This window comes from Asticcacaulis aquihabitans, assembly GCF_032490435.1.
Classification (GTDB): domain Bacteria; phylum Pseudomonadota; class Alphaproteobacteria; order Caulobacterales; family Caulobacteraceae; genus Asticcacaulis.
Genome location: NZ_JAVGWM010000002.1, coordinates 839,202 through 858,049, shown reverse-complemented (window position 1 = coordinate 858,049; position 18,848 = coordinate 839,202). Strand labels below are relative to the sequence as shown.

At 58.0% G+C, this 18,848-nt stretch carries 17 protein-coding genes; 11 read left to right on the top strand and 6 right to left on the bottom strand.

The genetic code is table 11. The features are described 5' to 3' along the window. The first annotated feature begins 60 nt into the window (after window positions 1-60). On the top strand, window positions 61-1,608 hold the full coding sequence (locus RCJ00_RS10320) for a tetratricopeptide repeat protein (RefSeq protein WP_316221787.1): 1,548 nt from the start codon (window positions 61-63) through the stop codon (window positions 1,606-1,608). Between the two features lie 188 nt (window positions 1,609-1,796). On the opposite strand, the gene RCJ00_RS10315 is transcribed toward RCJ00_RS10320, so the two are convergent. From RCJ00_RS10315 to RCJ00_RS10300, 4 genes are all read right to left on the bottom strand, one after another. Then, window positions 1,797-2,441 carry a hypothetical protein gene (locus tag RCJ00_RS10315; protein WP_316221786.1) on the bottom strand — a complete coding sequence of 215 codons (645 nt, stop codon included), beginning with the start codon at window positions 2,439-2,441 and terminating at the stop codon, window positions 1,797-1,799. A gap of 843 nt (window positions 2,442-3,284) precedes the next feature. After that, window positions 3,285-3,488 carry a helix-turn-helix domain-containing protein gene (locus RCJ00_RS10310; RefSeq protein WP_316221785.1) on the bottom strand — a complete coding sequence of 68 codons (204 nt, stop codon included), beginning with the start codon at window positions 3,486-3,488 and terminating at the stop codon, window positions 3,285-3,287. A 158-nt stretch (window positions 3,489-3,646) separates the two neighbouring features. Beyond that, complete coding sequence (locus tag RCJ00_RS10305; protein WP_316221784.1) at window positions 3,647-3,913, bottom strand: hypothetical protein; 267 nt, start codon at window positions 3,911-3,913, stop codon at window positions 3,647-3,649. A gap of 17 nt (window positions 3,914-3,930) precedes the next feature. After that, window positions 3,931-4,881: an AraC family transcriptional regulator gene (locus RCJ00_RS10300; protein WP_316221783.1), complete on the bottom strand. Its 951-nt coding sequence runs from the start codon at window positions 4,879-4,881 to the stop codon at window positions 3,931-3,933. A gap of 184 nt (window positions 4,882-5,065) precedes the next feature. Here RCJ00_RS10300 and RCJ00_RS10295 point away from each other — a divergent pair, with 184 nt between their 5' ends. Further along, entirely contained in the window at window positions 5,066-6,265 is a 1,200-nt protein-coding gene (locus RCJ00_RS10295; RefSeq protein ID WP_316221782.1) for a PLL family lectin, read from the top strand. Between the two features lie 247 nt (window positions 6,266-6,512). Here the strand turns inward: RCJ00_RS10295 and RCJ00_RS10290 are convergent, their stop codons facing one another. Further along, a complete protein-coding gene (locus tag RCJ00_RS10290) occupies window positions 6,513-6,752 on the bottom strand; it encodes a hypothetical protein (RefSeq protein ID WP_316221781.1) in 240 nt (79 codons plus the stop codon). 11 nt (window positions 6,753-6,763) lie between these two features. Continuing rightward, window positions 6,764-7,012 carry a hypothetical protein gene (locus RCJ00_RS10285; RefSeq protein ID WP_316221780.1) on the bottom strand — a complete coding sequence of 83 codons (249 nt, stop codon included), beginning with the start codon at window positions 7,010-7,012 and terminating at the stop codon, window positions 6,764-6,766. A 231-nt stretch (window positions 7,013-7,243) separates the two neighbouring features. Between RCJ00_RS10285 and RCJ00_RS10280 the strand changes: the two genes are divergently transcribed. The 9 genes from RCJ00_RS10280 (at window position 7,244) to RCJ00_RS10240 (ending at window position 18,793) form a co-directional block, all read left to right on the top strand. Continuing rightward, the gene (locus tag RCJ00_RS10280; RefSeq protein WP_316221779.1) at window positions 7,244-7,831 is read left to right on the top strand and encodes an ANTAR domain-containing response regulator; all 588 of its coding nucleotides are present in this window, start codon (window positions 7,244-7,246) and stop codon (window positions 7,829-7,831) included. Further along, the gene (locus tag RCJ00_RS10275) at window positions 7,832-8,974 is read left to right on the top strand and encodes an ABC transporter substrate-binding protein (protein WP_316221777.1); all 1,143 of its coding nucleotides are present in this window, start codon (window positions 7,832-7,834) and stop codon (window positions 8,972-8,974) included. Window positions 8,975-9,310: 336 nt separating this feature from the next. Beyond that, window positions 9,311-10,525, top strand: coding sequence for a nitrate/nitrite transporter (locus RCJ00_RS10270; protein WP_316221776.1), 1,215 nt, complete (start codon window positions 9,311-9,313; stop codon window positions 10,523-10,525). Window positions 10,526-10,742: 217 nt separating this feature from the next. Next, entirely contained in the window at window positions 10,743-13,220 is a 2,478-nt protein-coding gene (nirB, locus tag RCJ00_RS10265) for a nitrite reductase large subunit NirB (RefSeq protein ID WP_316221775.1), read from the top strand. Next, entirely contained in the window at window positions 13,217-13,552 is a 336-nt protein-coding gene (gene nirD / locus RCJ00_RS10260; protein WP_316221774.1) for a nitrite reductase small subunit NirD, read from the top strand. The genes nirB and nirD overlap by 4 nt, the downstream gene beginning before the upstream one ends. 16 nt (window positions 13,553-13,568) lie before the next feature. Next, window positions 13,569-16,256, top strand: coding sequence for a nitrate reductase (locus tag RCJ00_RS10255; protein WP_316221773.1), 2,688 nt, complete (start codon window positions 13,569-13,571; stop codon window positions 16,254-16,256). Then, complete coding sequence (cobA, locus tag RCJ00_RS10250) at window positions 16,246-17,022, top strand: uroporphyrinogen-III C-methyltransferase (protein ID WP_316221771.1); 777 nt, start codon at window positions 16,246-16,248, stop codon at window positions 17,020-17,022. Before RCJ00_RS10255 ends, cobA begins: the two co-directional genes overlap by 11 nt. Beyond that, window positions 17,019-17,588 (top strand): molybdenum cofactor guanylyltransferase, encoded by a 570-nt coding sequence (gene mobA / locus RCJ00_RS10245; RefSeq protein ID WP_316221769.1) that lies wholly within the window; start codon window positions 17,019-17,021, stop codon window positions 17,586-17,588. Before cobA ends, mobA begins: the two co-directional genes overlap by 4 nt. Beyond that, window positions 17,585-18,793 carry a molybdopterin molybdotransferase MoeA gene (locus tag RCJ00_RS10240; protein ID WP_316221768.1) on the top strand — a complete coding sequence of 403 codons (1,209 nt, stop codon included), beginning with the start codon at window positions 17,585-17,587 and terminating at the stop codon, window positions 18,791-18,793. The genes mobA and RCJ00_RS10240 overlap by 4 nt, the downstream gene beginning before the upstream one ends. Window positions 18,794-18,848: the final 55 nt, after the last annotated feature.

Sequence of the window (18,848 nt, the reverse complement as noted above, 5' to 3'; positions counted from 1 at the left end):
CTTGTTCGATGGCGCAAAACGGATACCAGTGGTCGTGAACGAAACACTGTGATTGGACATATGCGCTTTTTTTACTTGATATTGGCCCTGTGGCTGGCCCCCTCGCTGGCGTTTGCTTCATCGAATTTTACCCGTGTGATCCCGCCGGGCCCTTATGCGGTCGGCCTTAAGGTAGTTACGCAATATGATTACAGCCGTGGGTATGGCGGTGCCAATGATCCGGTCACAGGCGTGCGCAAAACGGGCGAGCGGGCGCGTCCCATCCAGACTCTGATCTGGTATCCGGCCGAGGCGTCTGGCGCGGGGCTTACCTTGGGCGATTATTTGAAGCTGGGCGCCAGCGACGACGATTTCGAATTATCGACCGCTGATCGGACGACGGCGGAACAGGCGTTTGTGGCAGGTCGCACCTTCCGCCTGTCAAAGGAGCGCGCCCTTGCCGAATTGACCGCCCCTATGCTGGCCCATGCCGATGCCTCACCCGCATCTGGAAAATTTCCGGTGGTGGTCTATGCGCCGAGCTTCAGTGCATGGGCGTTCGAAAACGCCGACCTCTGCGAATTTTTGGCCAGCCAGGGCTATGTCGTCATTGCCAGTCCCAGTCTTGGCGCAAACACGCGCGAGATGACGACGGATGTCGAAGGCATTGAGGCGCAGGCCGCCGACATCGGCTTCTTGATCAGCTATGCACACAGCCTGCCGCAGGCGGACACAGGCCGGATCGGCGTGATCGGATATAGCTGGGGCGGGATAGCCAATGTGTTTGCCGCCGCAAAGGATGGCCGGATCAATGCCCTGGTCGCGCTTGACGGGTCGGTCCGCTACTGGCCGGATATGATAGCGCAGGCGAAATATGTCACGCCGGCTCGCGTGACCGCGCCTTTGCTTTACTTGGCGGCCCGCCCCAAGGAGACAGAGCATGTCTCAGCCGGGGTTGATGAAGCCAGCAGCTTTCTGACGAAGATGATCTATGCCGACGTCTATCGCGTCACCCTAAATCCCCTTCAGCACCCGAACTTTTCGTCGGTATTCGATCAACGTCTTGCACCAGACGATGGGGATCGTGAATACGATAAGGATGAGATGTCCGCCGCATACGGATGGCTGGAAACCTATGTCGTGCATTATCTCGACGCCTATCTGAAAGGTGATGCGACCGGACTGGCCTTCCTTCGTCGCACGCCGCGGGAAAACGGAACGCCCGCCCACATGGTAACCAGCGATTGGCATGCCGGCGCCGGTTCTCCGCCGACCCGCGAGGCGCTGGCCGTTCAGGCGGCGAAAAGCGATTTCACCACGATCGAAGCGGATTATCAGGCGCTAAAGGCGCGCGCGCCTGACTTTAGCCTGTCGGAAGGTGAGCTCAACGACTGGGGGTATCGGTTGCTGGCCATGGGCCGGGCAAGGTCAGCCGTGAGTGTGTTTAAGCTGGCCGCCAAACTCTATCCAACCAGCGGCAATGCGTTTGATAGTCTGGGAGAGGCTTACGCCAAAAACGGACAAAAGGCTGAGGCCGTCAAAGCCTATACGCAGTCGCTTCAGCTTGATCCGACCAACAGCAATGCCAAGGCGCAGTTGGAGGTCTTGGCGGGCGCAAAGACGAAATAGGCAGGTCCGGCGGCATGAACGGAAGCGTAATGCTCAAGTGTAATTCGCTGTCACCTGGCCGTTGAGAAACAGGCTGGATTAACTTGGATTTTGAGGAAGACACTACTCTGTAGGCACACGAAGTGATCCTGTATGCCTAGGCACAAAAACAATACGCGAGACACTAACGGTAGGGGAGAATTGATTGATTATCTGCCGTTAACGTCAAACGGATGCGTTGAAACGGGACAGACTTCCACTTCTTCAGTTTTGGTTGTCTTCATGTCCCCGATCCAGCATTCGTCAAGCACGGAGCAATAGCAGGTTTTGAACGATAGGTCGGTCGATATAGCTTTACTGAGTCGATTACTGATTTCCGGGGCCCCTGGGAGACGATGCACACCCAACATGATCACCGTGTCACCTGGACGCAGGATAGTCTCATCGACATAGGAAAATACGACTCCTTGTGGCAGGGCCTTGTGTGCGGCTTCCGGATCAGAAGGCAGGCCGCAGCACTGGCGCAATAAATCGAGGTTTGAGCGCATCGGTTGGCCTTTGTACGACACTTCGACCCACTTCAATTTCGCAGGGCCAACACCGCCATTGACGACGCCAAATGCGACGTCCTTGTTGGGACCATATTCGTTGGAATAGATTGCGCCAACAAAAGGCCATGTGTTTCCGGAGACCAATTCTCGTTCGATTTTGCCATGTTCTATGGCGACATAGAGTGAAATGGCCGATATGAAGATGGCTGTTAAAGCCAGGATTAAATCGAAGAGGCGGTGCCCGATTTTCCGCGGCGTCGCCTGAGTTTCACCGACGCTGCTTTCGATGGGTAGTTCACTCATGTTAGCCCCCGTCCACGTTCGCCTTTGGAGGTAACATGGGCTTTATTGCCACGCAATCGCCAAATCGAACCATTGCTTGTACTCACGGCACCACCCCATCAGTTCACATCCCCTCAAACAAAGCCATGCGTCTATTTTTTGCAAAAGGCTTATTCCTGGCGGTTATCAGGGTTGGATCGAAAAGACAGCGCAGATAGCGTATGACAGCGGATCGAACTTGCTTTCAAAATAGGTGCCAAGCCGCGTCACTCGATCAGGCCTGCGGATTCTACCTGAAGTGTGACAATGTCCGGGTTGATGATACCATTTCAGTGTCGCAGAAATAGTTCTTCATGCCGGTATTTTGGTGTAGCATTCGCCATGCCATGAACTCGCTTCCCGGTCGGACGTCACGGCCTATCGGCCACGGGCGGGAAGGGGACCTAAGCGCTCGATGATCTTGGTCATGACGTCAGCGGATTCGCTTGCCGTGTTAGCGTTTGAAGATGATCAAATCACCTTCCCAGTGTCCGAAACCTTCGCGATTAGCGATATCTTCAGATCTCTGATTTATATTACAATACAATGGTATATGCGAAACACGCGGCTTGCGGCCACCACACTTGCGTCGGCGCTTTGGATGGGAATACAAAGCCTAGTAGACTCCAAGTTTCTGGCCGGAACGAGAGTAAATGAACCGATAAATAGCCTCGCAGCAGATTATGGGAAACGATGGCATTTCCAGCTTCAGCCTGCCAGCAATCTGCTCAGGGGACCAGCCAAGCCTGAGGCGGCTGAACACGTAATCCCGCAAAGCCTTGTGGCGGATCAACCTGGCAGTTCGCCGCCGGCGTCTGCGCGCTTTCATATCGGCCGTCGACGGAGAAACCAGCCACGGAATTCGGCGTAGACGTCATTATAGTAGTTTCGGCTGATCTCGCGGTAGATCGTCGAGCGATGACGGCCTAGCATCCGTGCGATTTCGTCGATGGATAAAATCCCGGCCTTGGCCAGATCAAACAGCTTTACGCATTCCTTGAAGTCTATGCGCGAGTAGCAAGTTCCCATAGCGCTTGTCCCATGATACCCGTCGGGCATTGAAAACTAAGACAAGTCGCCTTCAAAATAGAACCCACCTATCTACAGGAAATTATCGCATAATAAAGGTTATGGGAAATTTGGTGGGTTCGGGTTTCTACGCCCAGGATTCGGACGTCAGCAACTACCTACTGCGCTAGGTTCATGCGCAGAGAGGTGCAGATCGGCTGGTTCAGATAAATAGCACACTTTAAACACTTGATCTGCCTATCCACAAAGCAGACGCTTTTACCTGTCAGGACAGCCTTCAAAAATAGCGCCGCGCCAACCATTTTCATGCTTTCCCGCCCCCATTCCCGATCGGGATAAAGCTCAGCAGATAATGCATTCCAAAAATTCGAGATTTTCTCATGATCATCGACACTCGGGAACAGATTCCCCACCAAGGCGGTCAAACCAGCTAGGTCCACAATTATTGCGCTAGTTGACGAAACTTTCCAGGCGACTGACCGTATCTGTTACCGAAGCCCTTGTAGAAGGTGGAAAGGTCGTTGAAGCCGCAGGCAAAGGCGATATCGATCAAGGTGGTCTGCCGCTTACCCGCGCTCTTCAACAAAAAAGCCGCGTGTTTCAGACGCGCCTCAGTAAGCAGATGGGTAAACGATAGCCCCTCCTCTGTCAGCACGTGCTGAAGCAGACGTCTCGACATGCCAAGGGCTTGGGCCGCACTGGTAGGTGTCAGATTTGGATCCCTGAAATGCTGGCCAACATAGTCGCGAATGACGAGCCCACGCATTTGCTGACGCGCAAGTGTCGCGGGGGCCTCGACATCTTTCAGTCCACCCAGCCAAATTCCCGCCAAATCGGCCATGTGCGTTTTGGCGATAGCCGCCGCTTCCAGCGTCAGGCCATCGGCGCGGGTCAGAAGTTCCAGGTATTGGCGCAACATCTCAAACGCGAATCCGTCGGCCGGAATGTCGCGGCTCGCCAAGTCTTCCGGCGCGAGCTTCCAGCGTCGTGTCGCCGCACGTGGCAGGGCCAGGCCGAGCAGACTGGCCCCCTTGTAAAGTCCGACAGACACCGGCTCATTGTGGACAAACAGCCCACCTGCGCCGGGGCTCAGAACATAGTCACGCCCAAGCTGCTGGCCGGCAATACCGCCGGAGCCCAGATTGAAGTGCAGAAATACACTATCGTTAAGGTCGCCGCATATATGGGTTTTTGCCCGCTCGTAATTCAGGCCAATTTGATCTGTGCGCGACAAAATCAGGTCGTCCCAAAGCGTCAGGCTCCAGGAACCCGCATAACTGTTATCCGCATCCACACAGCTCATATCGGAATGCACCGAACAACTATTGTTCATCTGGCAAAGTTGCACCGCCTCGGCAGGTGTTGACGCGCGTAAGATATGTCTATGCAGCATGACGGATCCCCGATGGCGCGACAGTCACCAAACGGGAGCAGCGTAACAAAAGGTAGAAAATGGCGCAAACGGTTTGCGCCCTTTGCCAAGACGGGTGTCGCTCGCCCGGTTACCTTGGCCTTATTACGCTCTCGCGGGTCCGCAGCGGTCCAACCTTCGGACCAATTATTACGGGGATACTTAGATGTTCAAGCCAACCTATATGGCGCTCGCCGCTTACTGCGCCCTCACCTTCTCGACGCCCGCCGGAGCGTTAGAACTCACGCCGCGCGTCACCGCCCGAGCGGCGACCGCAAAGACGTTCAAACCAGGCCCGCGTAAACAATTGCCGATTCTGGCTTTCACGCCGCCCGCACCCGAACTGAACCTGATCAAATTTGCAAGCATGGACGGGTGGACCGCCTTGACCAACACCGCAACCATCGGCGGCGCCAGCCTGTTTGAGGCCGGTGGCGCCTTCCAGATTGCCGTCACAGGAAGCGACAAGACACTTTATACAGCGGCGTTCACGCCCCTGAGCCCGGGGCCGATCCCGTCTACGACGTGGCAGAACTCTCCCGATGTCTCGTTTTGGAGCCAACCGTCGTGCATGCCAGCACGCGAACCCGTCAGTCGACCCGACTATTATATTCTTTGCGCGGGACTCGGCCAAACGGGCAATGCGCTTGCCGCTATGCTGCAACGGGATGGAGACGGTTATTACCCCACTATGGAACCCGCTGATTTGGGCGGGCAAGATGCGGGTTCAGCCCCCGCCTTCACCGGTTACAGCTGGGTGGTGCTAACGACACAAACCGCCAAAAGCTTGCCAGACCTGCATAGCTTCGATCTGCCTCTGTACGTATGGGGTGGAGCCAATGGCAAGGTCTTCAAAGGGTCTTTCCGACTCACCGCGATGGCAAGTACCATGAAGGGCGTTACGGAAGCTGGCTGGTTTTATGATGTCGCTAAGCAGCCGTGGGCCATCTTGACGACGGCACAAAAGGCCGTGCCGAGCTGTGCCCTCGATACCACCCAAGACACGGCAAAATGCGTTGTCGCAACCTATGACGGGCGCGTCCGCCTCTTTGCCGCTTATATCGACCCTAACACAGATACAAATACGCCGACGTCCCCCCCCCTCTCAGTCGGCTTAAGCGGGGAAACGGCCACGGTCCGAACGAAAGCCGGCCGGCGGGTTGTTCTTGCACGCGGGAACGACGGAAAGCTCTATCAGACAGCCTTTGACGGCAAGTCCTGGTCCGCGTGGAAGTCAGAAGGCGGATACATGATTGCGCACACCGTACCAAGTTGTGTGGCGATCAACGAAACCGCCATCTGCGCGGTCCAAGGGTCGGACGGCCGCATCTATGCGCGTCAGTTGAACAGCGCAGGAGCCTTGTAACGGCATTGCTTCTAGGGTCGGTCTGATCGTAGAAGCGGTGCGCGATTTTCATCTGGTTCGTGTCAGGTTTGGGCCATATCCGCAGCCTAATTGCCACGTCCGCCTTTTACTCTTATTGCGAGAGCGCCAATGTCACCTTAGGGCGAACTGCGGTCGAACGGCGATGTCTGCAAATGGGCAGCAACCGGCTTCTCATTTGCGCCCCGATGCCCAAAGGCTGCGCTGGCCAACCTGAATTGACGAAAAATCACTCAGCCAGTGGCCGTATCCTCTCGTTCAGTACGTCAAGCTGAGCATCCAGCATGACCTGATTGGGATCATGCCCCGTACGCCGCAATAGAATGAACGCCTTTTGCGGCGCTTGGAGTGTGTCGAAGTAAGCACGCGAAATCTTGGGCAGGGTCAGGTAGTCCGCCTCCCCTTGCAACAGGAAGATCGGCACGTCGAATTGCGTCCCCAGCGCCGGCAGATCGACCCGTGAATACATACCGTCGCCTTTCACCCGACGAACTGAAGGTAGGAATAGTCCTCGCCCGCAGTATAATTCGCCTCGGCCTGAGGCGTTGCATATTCCGGGGCCGGCTGCCACCAGTCTTTCGGCGCCGGATCGGTCGCCTGGTTTTCGTATTTGCGGTCGATGCGCCGCATGATGCCGAAACTGCGCGGATCGGTCCGCGGCAGCGCACCCAGCGCTTCCAGCTTGGCCGCGCTAACCAGATTTAGCTTGTTTGCCGCGAAAGTGGACATCTCGGCGCCACCATCTTCTCAACGGCACGAAACCGATAGCCTTCCGCCAAGTGCAGGCGCGACGCCACTTGTTGCAGCGCAGCACTTGCATCGACTAATAATTTGATCCATTCTTCTGGGGTTGCGCTTTCAATGGCGAATGTTGCAACGCAGGCAGCGCCGCCTTGGTCTTCGGATACTCTCAGAAGACTAACGGCGGTTTTTTATTGGCTATCAGGATCCAATCCATCCATGAACGTCTTGATCATCGATCCGGATGCGTCGCGCTCGGCCTTGGTTGCCGAGGGCATTCGCGCGGATTACGGCGATCAGGAAACGCAGATTCGCCAAGGGGAACATTTCGAACTGCGGATGCTGCGGGATTTCGACCCTGATATGGTCATCATTGCCTGCGAAAGCCCTGACCGGGATATGCTGGAGGCGTTGCAGGTTGCCAACGAAGCGGTACCTCGCCCAGTCATCATGTTCGTCGACCGTTCAGATGCCAATGCAACCGCAAAAGCGCTCGAAGCTGGCGTCGCCGCTTACATTGTCGATGGCTTCAATCCGCGCCGTATCTCTTCCATCCTGACCGTAGCCGCACAGCGCTTCGCACTCACGCAAAGCATGCGCGCTGACCTGAACAAGGCTAAGGCCGATCTAGCCGCGCGCAAGGTCATCGACCGCGCAAAGGGGGTATTGATGAAATCCCGCAATCTGTCGGAGGACGAGGCCTACAAAGCCCTGCGCAAACACGCTATGGATACGGGCCGCCCGATCCATGCCATCGCCACCGACATCCTGGCCATTACCGGCCTCCTCAATCCGGAGGGCCAGTAAATGACCATTCGTATCGCCTATAGCCCTCTTAATGATGCCGCCTTGATTATTCTGGCGGAAGCCTTGGGGTTTTACGACTCCGAAGGCCTGAGCGTTACCCTGACGCGTGAAGCCAACTGGTCGAACATCCGCGATAAACTGGCCTATGGACTGATCGACGCCGCCCATATTCTGGCCCCCATGCCGTTCGCCGCCGCCCTTGGCTTAGGGCCTTCGATGGGGCGGATCATCGCGCCCATGGCGTTGGGCGCCAACGGCAACTCCGTCCTCGTCTCAACGGAATTGCGCGCGCGATTGGAAACAAACGACCAAAGCTACAAGACCTTGACGGGTAGCGCGCGGATGCTGGCCAAAGAGGTCGAGCGCCGCAGGCGTGAGGGTCTGGGGCGTCTGGTGTTTGCCGTTCCCTTTACCTGGTCACCTCACCATTTCGTTCTAAGGCATTGGGTCGCTTCTGCCGGTCTCGACCCGGAACGCCAGATTCAGTGGGTCGTCCTGCCGCCATCGCGCATGGCCGATATGGTCGAGGACGGCGTCATCGATGGCTTTTGCTCCGGTTCACCCTGGCCACAAACCGCCCACATCAAAGGCCAAGGGGAAATTCTATTCTCCGATCCCGATTATTGGTCGCTGAAACCTGAGAAAATCCTGGGCGTACGTGCCGATTGGGCCGAGTCCAATCCACAGGCTGTGCTCAGCCTTTCGCGGGCGCTGATGCGCGCCGGACAATGGGCGTTCGATGCAACACACCGCGATGACCTTGTTCGCATCCTGGGGCGCAAGCTCTACGTCAACGCGCCCATTCCCGCGATCGAAATGGCGTTGGACAGCGGCGGAGCCGGCCTAAGCTTCGATCCTCAGACGGCGACCTTCCCATGGATTAGCCATGCGAAATGGTTCCTCGGGCAAATGGTCAAATGGGGCATGATTGATGCGGACCATGACTTCGATCATTTGGCACGCGCCGTTTACCGACCGGATCTGTGGGCGGACGCAGCGCTCAGCCTCGGCCTATCCCGGCCCTTGAAGGACGAAAAAGACGAAGGGGGCAAGCCCACGGCTTGGTCGCTCCCGGCAGCGCCACAGGATATTATCATGCCAGCAAACGCCCTGTTCGACGGTGGGGTTTTCCATTGCGGCTGAATCACGAATATGTGATTTCAAATGTGACCACATGAACACCGATTTCGAAATCGACGCCACAGGTCTGAAACCGCCATCAGAGACCGCATTCGTGACATTTGCGCCTCACTCCAAATTTTGCAGCGCAGCAAAATTCCATGGCCATTGACGCAGCGGTGCTTCTGAATAAGGCTGGATTTGCGGTCAATGGAGACTGCGTTACCGGTTCCTTCCGCGCCAATGGCGGCTGTGGAAGCCCTCTTACAGACAATGACGTCTCAGGACAGGCTTCTGCGCGCACGCGCCGATGGGCCATGACCTGGGACGTTTTTTTTCGCCTCCAGTCAGGACGCCATCATGATCAGCAAGGACTTTCTTAAGTCGGGGCATACCCCCACCCTCTTCTCTTCATTTCTCTATTTCGACATGAGCTTCATGGTCTGGGTACTTCTGGGCGCCCTGGGCGTCCAAATCGCCAAGACCCTCGGCCTCACTCCGGCTGAAAAAGGCTTCATGGTCGCCGTGCCCATCTTATCCGGAGCGGTCTTGCGCCTCGTCAACGGCTTTCTGGTCGATCGGATCGGCCCTAAAAAGACGGGGACTATCGGCCAGTTGATCGTCATTGCTGGCCTTCTTATCGCTTACCTCCTGCACATCAACACCTATGGCAGCGTGCTGGCGCTGGGTGTCGTCCTGGGTATGGCAGGCGCCTCGTTCGCTGTGGCCCTGCCTTTGGCCTCGCGGTGGTATCCGCCCAAATATCAGGGTATTGCCTTGGGTATCGCCGGCGCGGGTAATTCGGGTACCGTCTTTGCCTCCCTGTTCGCGCCGACACTCGCCAAAACCTACGGCTGGACCTCGGTTTTCGGTCTTGTCGCCATCCCGCTGATCCTCACCTTCTTCATCTATCTGGTACTGGCCAAGGATTCGCCGGACCAACCGCCAGCCAAGACCGGCACGCAATATCTCAACATCTTCAAGCAGTCCGACGCCTGGTGGTTCATGTTCTTTTATGGCGTCACCTTTGGCGGGTTCGTCGGCCTGTCATCGTCTCTGAACATCTATTTCAATTCGGAATATGGCATCGATCCAATTCATGCCGGTTTCTTTACCGCCGCCTGCGTGTTCGCGGGTTCGCTCGTGCGGCCCGTAGGCGGCGCCCTCGCCGACCGTATTGGTGGTATCCGTACGCTCAGCGTCATGTATAGTGTGGCAGCGACAGCCTTGATCGTCCTGAGTTTTGGCATGCCGACGGCCTGGACCGCCCTTGGCGTCTTGATCGTCGGCATGGGTGCCATGGGCATGGGCAATGGCGCGATCTTCCAACTCGTTCCCCAACGTTTCCGCAACGAGATGGGGGTGATGACCGGGCTGGTCGGCATGTGCGGCGGCATCGGCGGCTTCTATCTGGCCGCCTCCCTGGGCATGGCCAAACAGATCACCGGCAGCTACCAGATTGGCTTGATCGGCTTTGCGGCGCTGGCTCTCATTGCCTTGGGCGGCCTAACCTATGTCAAGAAGCGCTGGCGTACCACCTGGACGGCGTTCGGTGCCGCTGACGTGCGACTTTAACGCGCTGCACAATACCAAACGCCCTTACATTCGGTGTTGACAATCGCCGGAAACGGCATAACCTTAAAGACCTGATCACTGTCGATCACTCACATTCGCGCTTCTGAAACCAATGGCGGTTTCGGCAGTGCATCATCCGGACAATGGAGTCCCGAACCAGCCCCAACACCAAGGGGGCGTGGTTCGGGGCTCTTTTTTTTGCTCAAAGGTTCGCATAATGACCACACAGAAAGAGCGTATCGTTGTTATCGGCGCCGGCATGGCTGGCGGCCGTATCGTCGAAGAAATACTCAAGCGCGATGATACGCGGTTCGAAATTTCGATTATCGGCGCAGAGGCATGCGCCACCTATGACCGCATTCAGCTGTCGCCCGTTCTCGCCGGCGAGAAGACCTTCGACCAGATCGTCACCCACTCCCAGGACTGGTACGACAGCAACGGCGTAAAGACCCATGTCGGGTGTTGGGTCCGGTCAATTGAGACCGCCGCCAAGCAGGTTGTTCTGCACGACGGCCAGACCATTGCCTACGACAAGCTCATTCTCGCGATGGGCTCGGACCCGATCCGATTGCCTTTGCCGGGATCTGACCTGCAAGGGGTTGTCGCGTTCCGCGATCTGCACGACGTGGCCGCCATGACCGAAGCGGCGGACCGTGGGGGCCAGGCGGTGGTTATCGGCGGCGGTCTGCTGGGGCTCGAAGCCGCCTACGGCCTGGCCAAGCGTGGCATGAAATCGACCGTTATCCACATCGTTGATGTCCTGATGGAACGCCAGCTCGATGAAGCCGCCGGGCGCCTCCTTGAAAAAGCCTTGCTGGACCGCGGAGTCATCTCCGTCCTCAACGCCAGCTCGGAAGCCATTGTCGGCGAAACCCACGTCGAAGGCCTGAAGCTGAAGGACGGCCGCCTCATCCCGGCATCGTTGGTGGTCATGGCAGTCGGTATTCGCCCCCATGTCGAGCCTGCGAAATCCTCCGGCCTGGTGGTTGAACGCGGCATCGTGGTTGACGACCAAATGCGCACCTCCGATCCGTCGATCTTTGCCATCGGCGAATGCGCTCAGCATCGCGGTCAATGTTACGGTCTGGTGGCGCCCATCTGGGAAATGTGCCGAACGCTCGCCGACGTTCTGACCGAGAAAAACGTAAATAGCGCTTACGCCGGCTCGCAAATGGCCACACGGCTTAAGGTGTCGGGCGTAGACCTCTTCTCGGCCGGACAGTTCGGCGGCGGCGACGGGTGTGAAGACATTGTGTTCCGTGACCCTTCCCGCGGCGTCTATAAGCGCATTGTCATCAAGGATGACCAGTTGGTCGGTACCGTACTCTTCGGCGAAGCGGCCGACGGAGGCTGGTACTTCGATATGATCAAGAAGGGCGACAATGTCGCCGACATTCGTGACACCCTGATCTTCGGGCAGGCAGTGACCAACGCCCTGGCCGGCCAGGACCCTTCTAACGCCGTTGCAGCATGGCCCGACGACACCGAAGTGTGCGGCTGCAACGGCGTAAGCAAGGGACAGGTCGTGGCGTCCATCGCCGCGGGCAATGATACACTCGACAAGGTGCGCGGCCATTGCAAGGCTTCGGCCTCATGCGGCTCATGTACAGGCATTGTCGAAAGCCTGCTGAAGGTCACTTTAGGTGACGGCTTCAAGGCCCAAACGGGTCCGAAGCCGGTATGCAAGTGCACCGAGCATGGCCACCAATACGTGCGGCAGGCGATTGTTGATCAACGCCTGCAAAGCCTGCCCGACGTGATGCAGGCGCTCAAGTGGACAACACCCGACGGGTGCTCATCCTGCCGCCCGGCGCTGAACTACTATCTTTTGTGCGCCTGGCCGCGCGAATACAAGGACGATCCGCGCTCTCGCTTCGTAAATGAACGCAATCACGCCAACATTCAGAAGGACGGCACCTACTCCGTCGTGCCTCGGATGTGGGGCGGACTGACCTCGGCCAAGGAATTACGCGCGATCGCAGACGTCGTCGACAAGTTTGACGTACCCATGGTCAAGGTAACGGGCGGTCAACGCCTCGATCTTTTCGGCATTAAAAAGCAAGACCTGCCCGCCGTCTGGGCTGATCTCAATGCCGCCGGCATGGTCTCTGGCCATGCCTATGCCAAGGCTCTGCGCACGGTGAAAACCTGCGTTGGTTCGGAATGGTGCCGCTTCGGCACGCAGGACTCGACGGGGCTCGGGGTCAAGCTCGAGCGCGCAACCTGGGGCAGCTACATGCCGCACAAGTTCAAGATGGCGGTCTCGGGCTGCCCCCGGAACTGCGCGGAAGCCACCATCAAGGATTTCGGAGTCGTCTGCGTGGACAGCGGCTACGAACTCCATGTCGGGGGCAATGCCGGCATCCATGTCCGGGTGACCGACCTGCTGACCAAGGTCGCGACTGAGGCGGAAGCGATCGAATGGTCGACGGCCTTCGTTCAGCTTTACCGGGAAGACGGCTGGTATCTCGAGCGCACCGCGCCATGGATCGAACGGGTCGGGCTGCAATTCGTCAAGGACCGCCTCGCGGAACAGGAAGCGCGCGCGGCGCTGATCGCCCGTTTCCTGGACAGTCAGGCCATTTATCAGACCGATCCGTGGGCTGAGATTGCACCGGCATCCGAGCCCGCCAAGGTCTTCTCTCCCCTTGCCGACCTGCGGGACGGCGCCATCCAGCCGGAGCCCGCCGGATGAATGCCAACGTGACTATAAACTGGACCGATGTCGGCGCCGCCATCGAAGTTGCCACACAAAGCGCGCGGCGCGTTGAGACGACGCTCGGTCCGATTGCCGTTTTTCGCACGGTGGCCGACGAATACTACGCCGTTTTCGACAGGTGTCCGCACAAGGGCGGCCCCCTCTCGGAAGGTATTGTTCACGGCCGGGCGATCGCCTGTCCCCTACACAACTGGTCGATTTCTCTGGAAAGCGGCGAAGCGCTCGGCGCCGATGCCGGCAAGGGCTGCACGCCAACCGTTCCGTTGAAAATCGACAATGGTCGCATACTGCTTGGCCTGACTGCTTAAAAGGTATCTGAGTTCGATGTTCGAATCTGCCGCCACTGTCACAACGCGTACCACCTGCCCTTATTGCGGGGTGGGCTGCGGCGTGAAGGCAAATCTGAACGGCGAACGGACGTTGAAAGTAAAGGGCGACGATCAGCATCCGGCCAACGCCGGCCGTTTGTGTTCAAAAGGCACAGCCCTTGGCAACACGTTCGGCCTGGAAGGACGGCTGCTGACCCCAAAGCGGCGAACGAATGGGCAACTGGAATCGATTTGCTGGGACGACGCCCTCGATACGGTTGCCCACGGCTTCAACCGGATCATCAGTGAACACGGCCCTGACGCGGTCGCGTTCTACGTTTCCGGCCAGTTGCTGACAGAGGACTATTACGCCGTCAACAAGCTCGCCAAGGGCTATATCGGCACGGCAAACATCGATACCAATTCGCGCCTGTGCATGTCGTCCGCAGTGGCCGCGCATAAGCACGCCTTCGGCGCCGACCTCGTGCCTGGCACCTATGAAGACCTTGAACTGGCCGATCTCCTCGTGTTCTCCGGTCACAATGCCGCCTGGACCCATCCGGTCCTCTATCGCCGTATTGAAGCCCGGGAAGGTCAGATGCGGGTCTGCATAGACCCCAAGCGAACGGATACGGCCAAGGCGGCCGACCTGCATCTGATGATCAAACCTCAGACCGATATTCGCTTATGGAACGGGTTATGCGCCCACCTGATTGCCCGCAACGCGGTCGATCACGACTTCATCGATCAACATACCAACGGGTTTTCGCGGTTGATGGCGAGCTTGAGCGAAGAGGACCAAAGCCTGGACGCCATCGCCCTCGATTGCGCCTTGTCGCCCGCCGACGTGAAAACCTTTTACGATGCGTTCCTGCACACCGAAAAGACGGTCAGCCTCTTCTCAATGGGCTCCAACCAGTCGAGCCAGGGGGTTCATAAGGGACTGGCCCTGATCAACGCGCACCTCTTGTCCGGCAAGATTGGCAAGCCGGGCGCCTGCCCCTTTTCCATCACCGGCCAGCCCAATGCAATGGGCGGGCGGGAAGTCGGCGGCCTGGCCAATATGCTAGCCGCCCATATGGATTTCGACGATGTGTCGAAGGCGCGTGTCCAGCGCTATTGGAACTCACCGACCATCGCACCCAAGCCAGGGCTTAAAGCCGTTGACATGTTCGAGGCGATCCGCGCGGGCAAGATCAAGGCGATCTGGATCATGGCGACCAATCCGATGGTTTCCATGCCCGACGCCAACAAGATTCACGAGGCTTTGTCGCGGTGCGAGTTGGTCGTCGTGTCCGACGTCATCGCGCGCACCGATACGCTGGACATGGCCCATATCCAGCTGCCGGCCGCCGCTTGGGGCGAGAAGGATGGCACGGTCACCAATTCCGAACGCGTAATATCACGGCAGCGGCGGGTGAGCGCCTTACCCGGCGAAGTCCGTCCCGATTGGGTAATCATCGCCGAGGTCGCGCGCCGTATGAACAGTTCATGGGACGCGGCTTTTTCCTGGAAGGGCCCGCATGAGGTGTTTGCGGAGCATGCCGGTCTGACGGCCTTTGAGAACACGGGACAGCCTGAAACGGGCGGCCGCTTCCTGAACCTCGACGGTCTGACCCGGATGAGCCGGGACGCCTATAATAACCTGGCCCCAACGCGGTGGCCGATCACCAAGGCCGGCAGCACCCACCGCCTGTTTGCCAATGGACAGTTTGCCACGCCGAACCGGCGGGCCCGCTTGATTGCCCCCAAAGCCACCGGCCCGGCGAACCCGCTCACGCCGGCGTTTCCGTTTAGCCTGAACAGCGCGCGCGTCCGCGATCACTGGCATACGATGACGCGGACCGCCCTGGCGCCGGAACTGAACCGGCATATCGCTGAGCCGCTCGTCGATATCCATCCGAAAGATGCCAAACGCATCGGCATCAAGGACGGACGGCTGGCCTGTATCACCACGGCCTATGGCGAAGCGATCCTTAAGGCGCGGGTGACCGACGATGTGCGCGAGGGCAGTCTGAGCGTGCCTATGCACTGGACCAAGCAGTTCGCGCCATTTGGCCGGGCAAACACCTTGATCAATCCGGCCGTCGATCCGATCTCGGGTCAGCCGGAATTCAAGCACACCCCGGCCACTGTGCGCGCCTATGCAGAAACGTGGCACGGCTTCATCCTGACACCACGCGATTTCGACGGCGAACTGCCCGACTTTGGCGACGCCGTCTGGCGCCGGTCGAGCCACGCCTACGCCGATTGCTTCGAACTCGCAGGGATCACAACGTTCGATGTCTCTACGATCGAAGTCACCCAGAGTCTCGATGATCTGAAAACAGGCCTGACACGGCGCGTGCGCATTGAGGATGGCCGCCTGACGCGGGTTATTTTTATCGCGCCGATCCATAAGCGCCTGCCACCACGTGACTGGCTGCTGGAACGTTTTGGTGATTTGGTCGTTGATGCCAAGGACCGGGCCGCATTGCTGATCGGCCGCCTGCCCGGTGTTCAGGATGCGGGCCGCATCATCTGTGCCTGCCGTAGCGTGGGCGAAAAGACAATTCTGGCTGCCATTGGCGACGGCGCCCTCACCGTGGAGGCCATTGGCGAGGCCACGACAGCCGGCACGGCATGCGGCTCGTGTAGGGGCGAGCTCAAGCAATGCCTGCTGCATCACACATCCAGTAAAAAGGAGTCTTCTCATGCTGCGTAACGTCTTTTTCCCAAAGGGTTTCGTTACCCTGGTCGGTGCCGGCCCGGGCGATGTCGATCATATGACGTTAGGTGCGCTTAAGGCGCTGCAAACAGCACAAGCCTTGCTGTATGATGCGTTGGTCAGCGAAGACATTCTGGCGTTGGCGCCGGCTCGCTGTGTCAAGATTTGCGTCGGCAAGCGGGGTGACCGCCTGAGCATCAGCCAGTCCAACACCAATGCCTTGATGGTTAAGCTCGTTGAGCGCGGCCTGCATGTGGTTCGCCTCAAAGGCGGCGATCCGTCGGTCTTCGGACGGGTAGAGGAGGAACGCCAATACCTGGAGGCCCACGGTATCCGGCATAAGACCCTGCCGGGTGTCACTGCGGCCTCGGCCGCTGCTGCACAATTCCAATTTCCCCTTACACACCGCGGCGAAGCCCGGGCCCTGACCTTTCTGACCGGACGGACAAAGGATGGCGACATCGACCTGCGCGCGGAGGGCGTTTCGGATCCCATGACGTCGCTCGTCTTCTATATGTCCTCACACAATGTGGCGCACATCGCCGAGACGCTTACGAACGCCGGGCGCACGGCCGACACCCCTGTCGCCATTGTCGAAAATGCTGGACGCCCCCAAGCCCAGCTGCGGACGGGCCGATTGGCCGAATTGGCCCTTCTTGTGAAAGCCGCAGCATTTGCGGGGCCCGTTCTCCTTGGCGTTGGGGCCGCCTTTGCTTATGCCCGCGATATCGATCTGACCGTTTCAACAGTCCGTTACGCATGACGACCATTGTTGTTCTAGCAGGCGGAAGGGGATCTCGGCTGGGCGGCAACAAACCGCTGCATCCTTGGGCCGGCAGCACCTTGATTGAGGCAACAATTGACCGTCTTAGGCCGCAGGCTGACGCATTGCTTATCAATGCCAGCGAGCAATATACACCGCTTTCAGAGCGCTTGGCGAAATTGGGCTTTCCGCTTCTCTTTGATAAACCGGAGACACGTAACCGTGGGCCGCTCAGTGGCGTTCTGACAGCGCTCGGCTGGGCAGACATCCAACATCTGCAAACCGTCATTACCAGTCCATGCGACATGCCTCATTTGCCGAGCGACATAGTCGAGAGGTTGGACAAGGCGGCAGATTTCGATGCGGTGTTCTTTTCAGGCAGGCGCGACTACCCGCTCTGCGCGCGCTGGCATACCCGCTTACTGTCCAAGCTAGCTCCGACGCTCTCGGCCGCCCACTCGGGTGTCCCCGTCATGCGTTTTTTAGACGATTGCACGGTGCTCAGATTGCCTGTCGAAGACGATGCCGCCTTCGCCAATATCAATACTCCAGCGGACGTCGAATGACAAAACTCACAGTCGATGAAGCTTTGGCTGCTATTCGCGCCGCACCCACCCGGTCCGAACCGGTTTCCGTGCCACTCGCCGAGGCAAAAAATCGCATTCTTTTCGAATCTGTTGTCGCCGGGCGCGATCAGCCGCCGTTCGATGCGTCTGCAATGGACGGGTACGCCGTTGCGGCTACCACGCAGGTGTCGAAAACCTATAAGGTCGTTGGCGAAAGCAGCGCTGGTCGCGCCTTTCCTGGACTGGTTTCCGAGGGCGAGGCGATCAGAATTTTTACCGGTGCCCCTCTCCCCGCCGGAACCAATCGCGTGATCCTTCAAGAAGATGTTTGGCGAGATGGCACTACGATTACCCTGAAAGAAAAGCCTGATTTGGGCTCCAAACCGCATGTCAGACCATGCGCCTCTGATTTTGCCATGGGTGACATCCTGCTTACGTCGGGCGATCGCCTTGACGGCTGGAAGCTGGCACTTGTCGCGGCGGGTGGAGCTTCACATGTGAAGGTATTCAAGCGTCCCAGAGTCGTGATCGTCTGCGCAGGTGACGAGCTTGTCGGGCCGGGCGACATACCCCGGAACGATCAGATCTTTGAGACAAATTCGTTCGCACTAGCCGCGTTAGTTGAGCAATGGGGTGGAGAGGTCGTCCCAGGACGCATCAGCCAGGATAACCTCACTGACCTCACAAGGCATATGACGCTTGAAGAGGCCGATATCATTGTGACTGTCGGGGGCGCAAGCGTCGGCGACTATGATCTGGTACGCCCGGCTTTGACGCGGGCGTGTATTGCGTGGGGGTTTCAGGCGATAAACATGAAACCAGGCAAACCCACAGCCTACGGCACCCTACCCAATGGTCAGTCGGTGCTTTGTCTGCCCGGTAATCCGGGATCGGCACTTGTTAGTGCGCATTTGTTTTTGAAGCCGTTGATCAAGAAGGCTCTTGGGGAAGCCTGCAACACTCCTTTTCGCCTACTGCCATGTGCGGCTGGATTGCCCGCCAATGGTCCGCGCGAAGCTTATCTTCGCGCTTTGGTTTTAGCGGGCACAAAAGGGGGCCTCACCATTCTACCCTTCAGTTGCCAGGACAGCGGAAATATGAGGGATTTTGCTATCACGGATGGAATCATTCGGCGGTTAGCGAACGGGGCAGCCATAAATGCAGGTGAAATGTGCGAATGTCTTCTTGTAAATGACAATATATAGTCGAGTTCCCTAATCACATAATCTCAATATATACAATAAATACAATCTTTTGCGC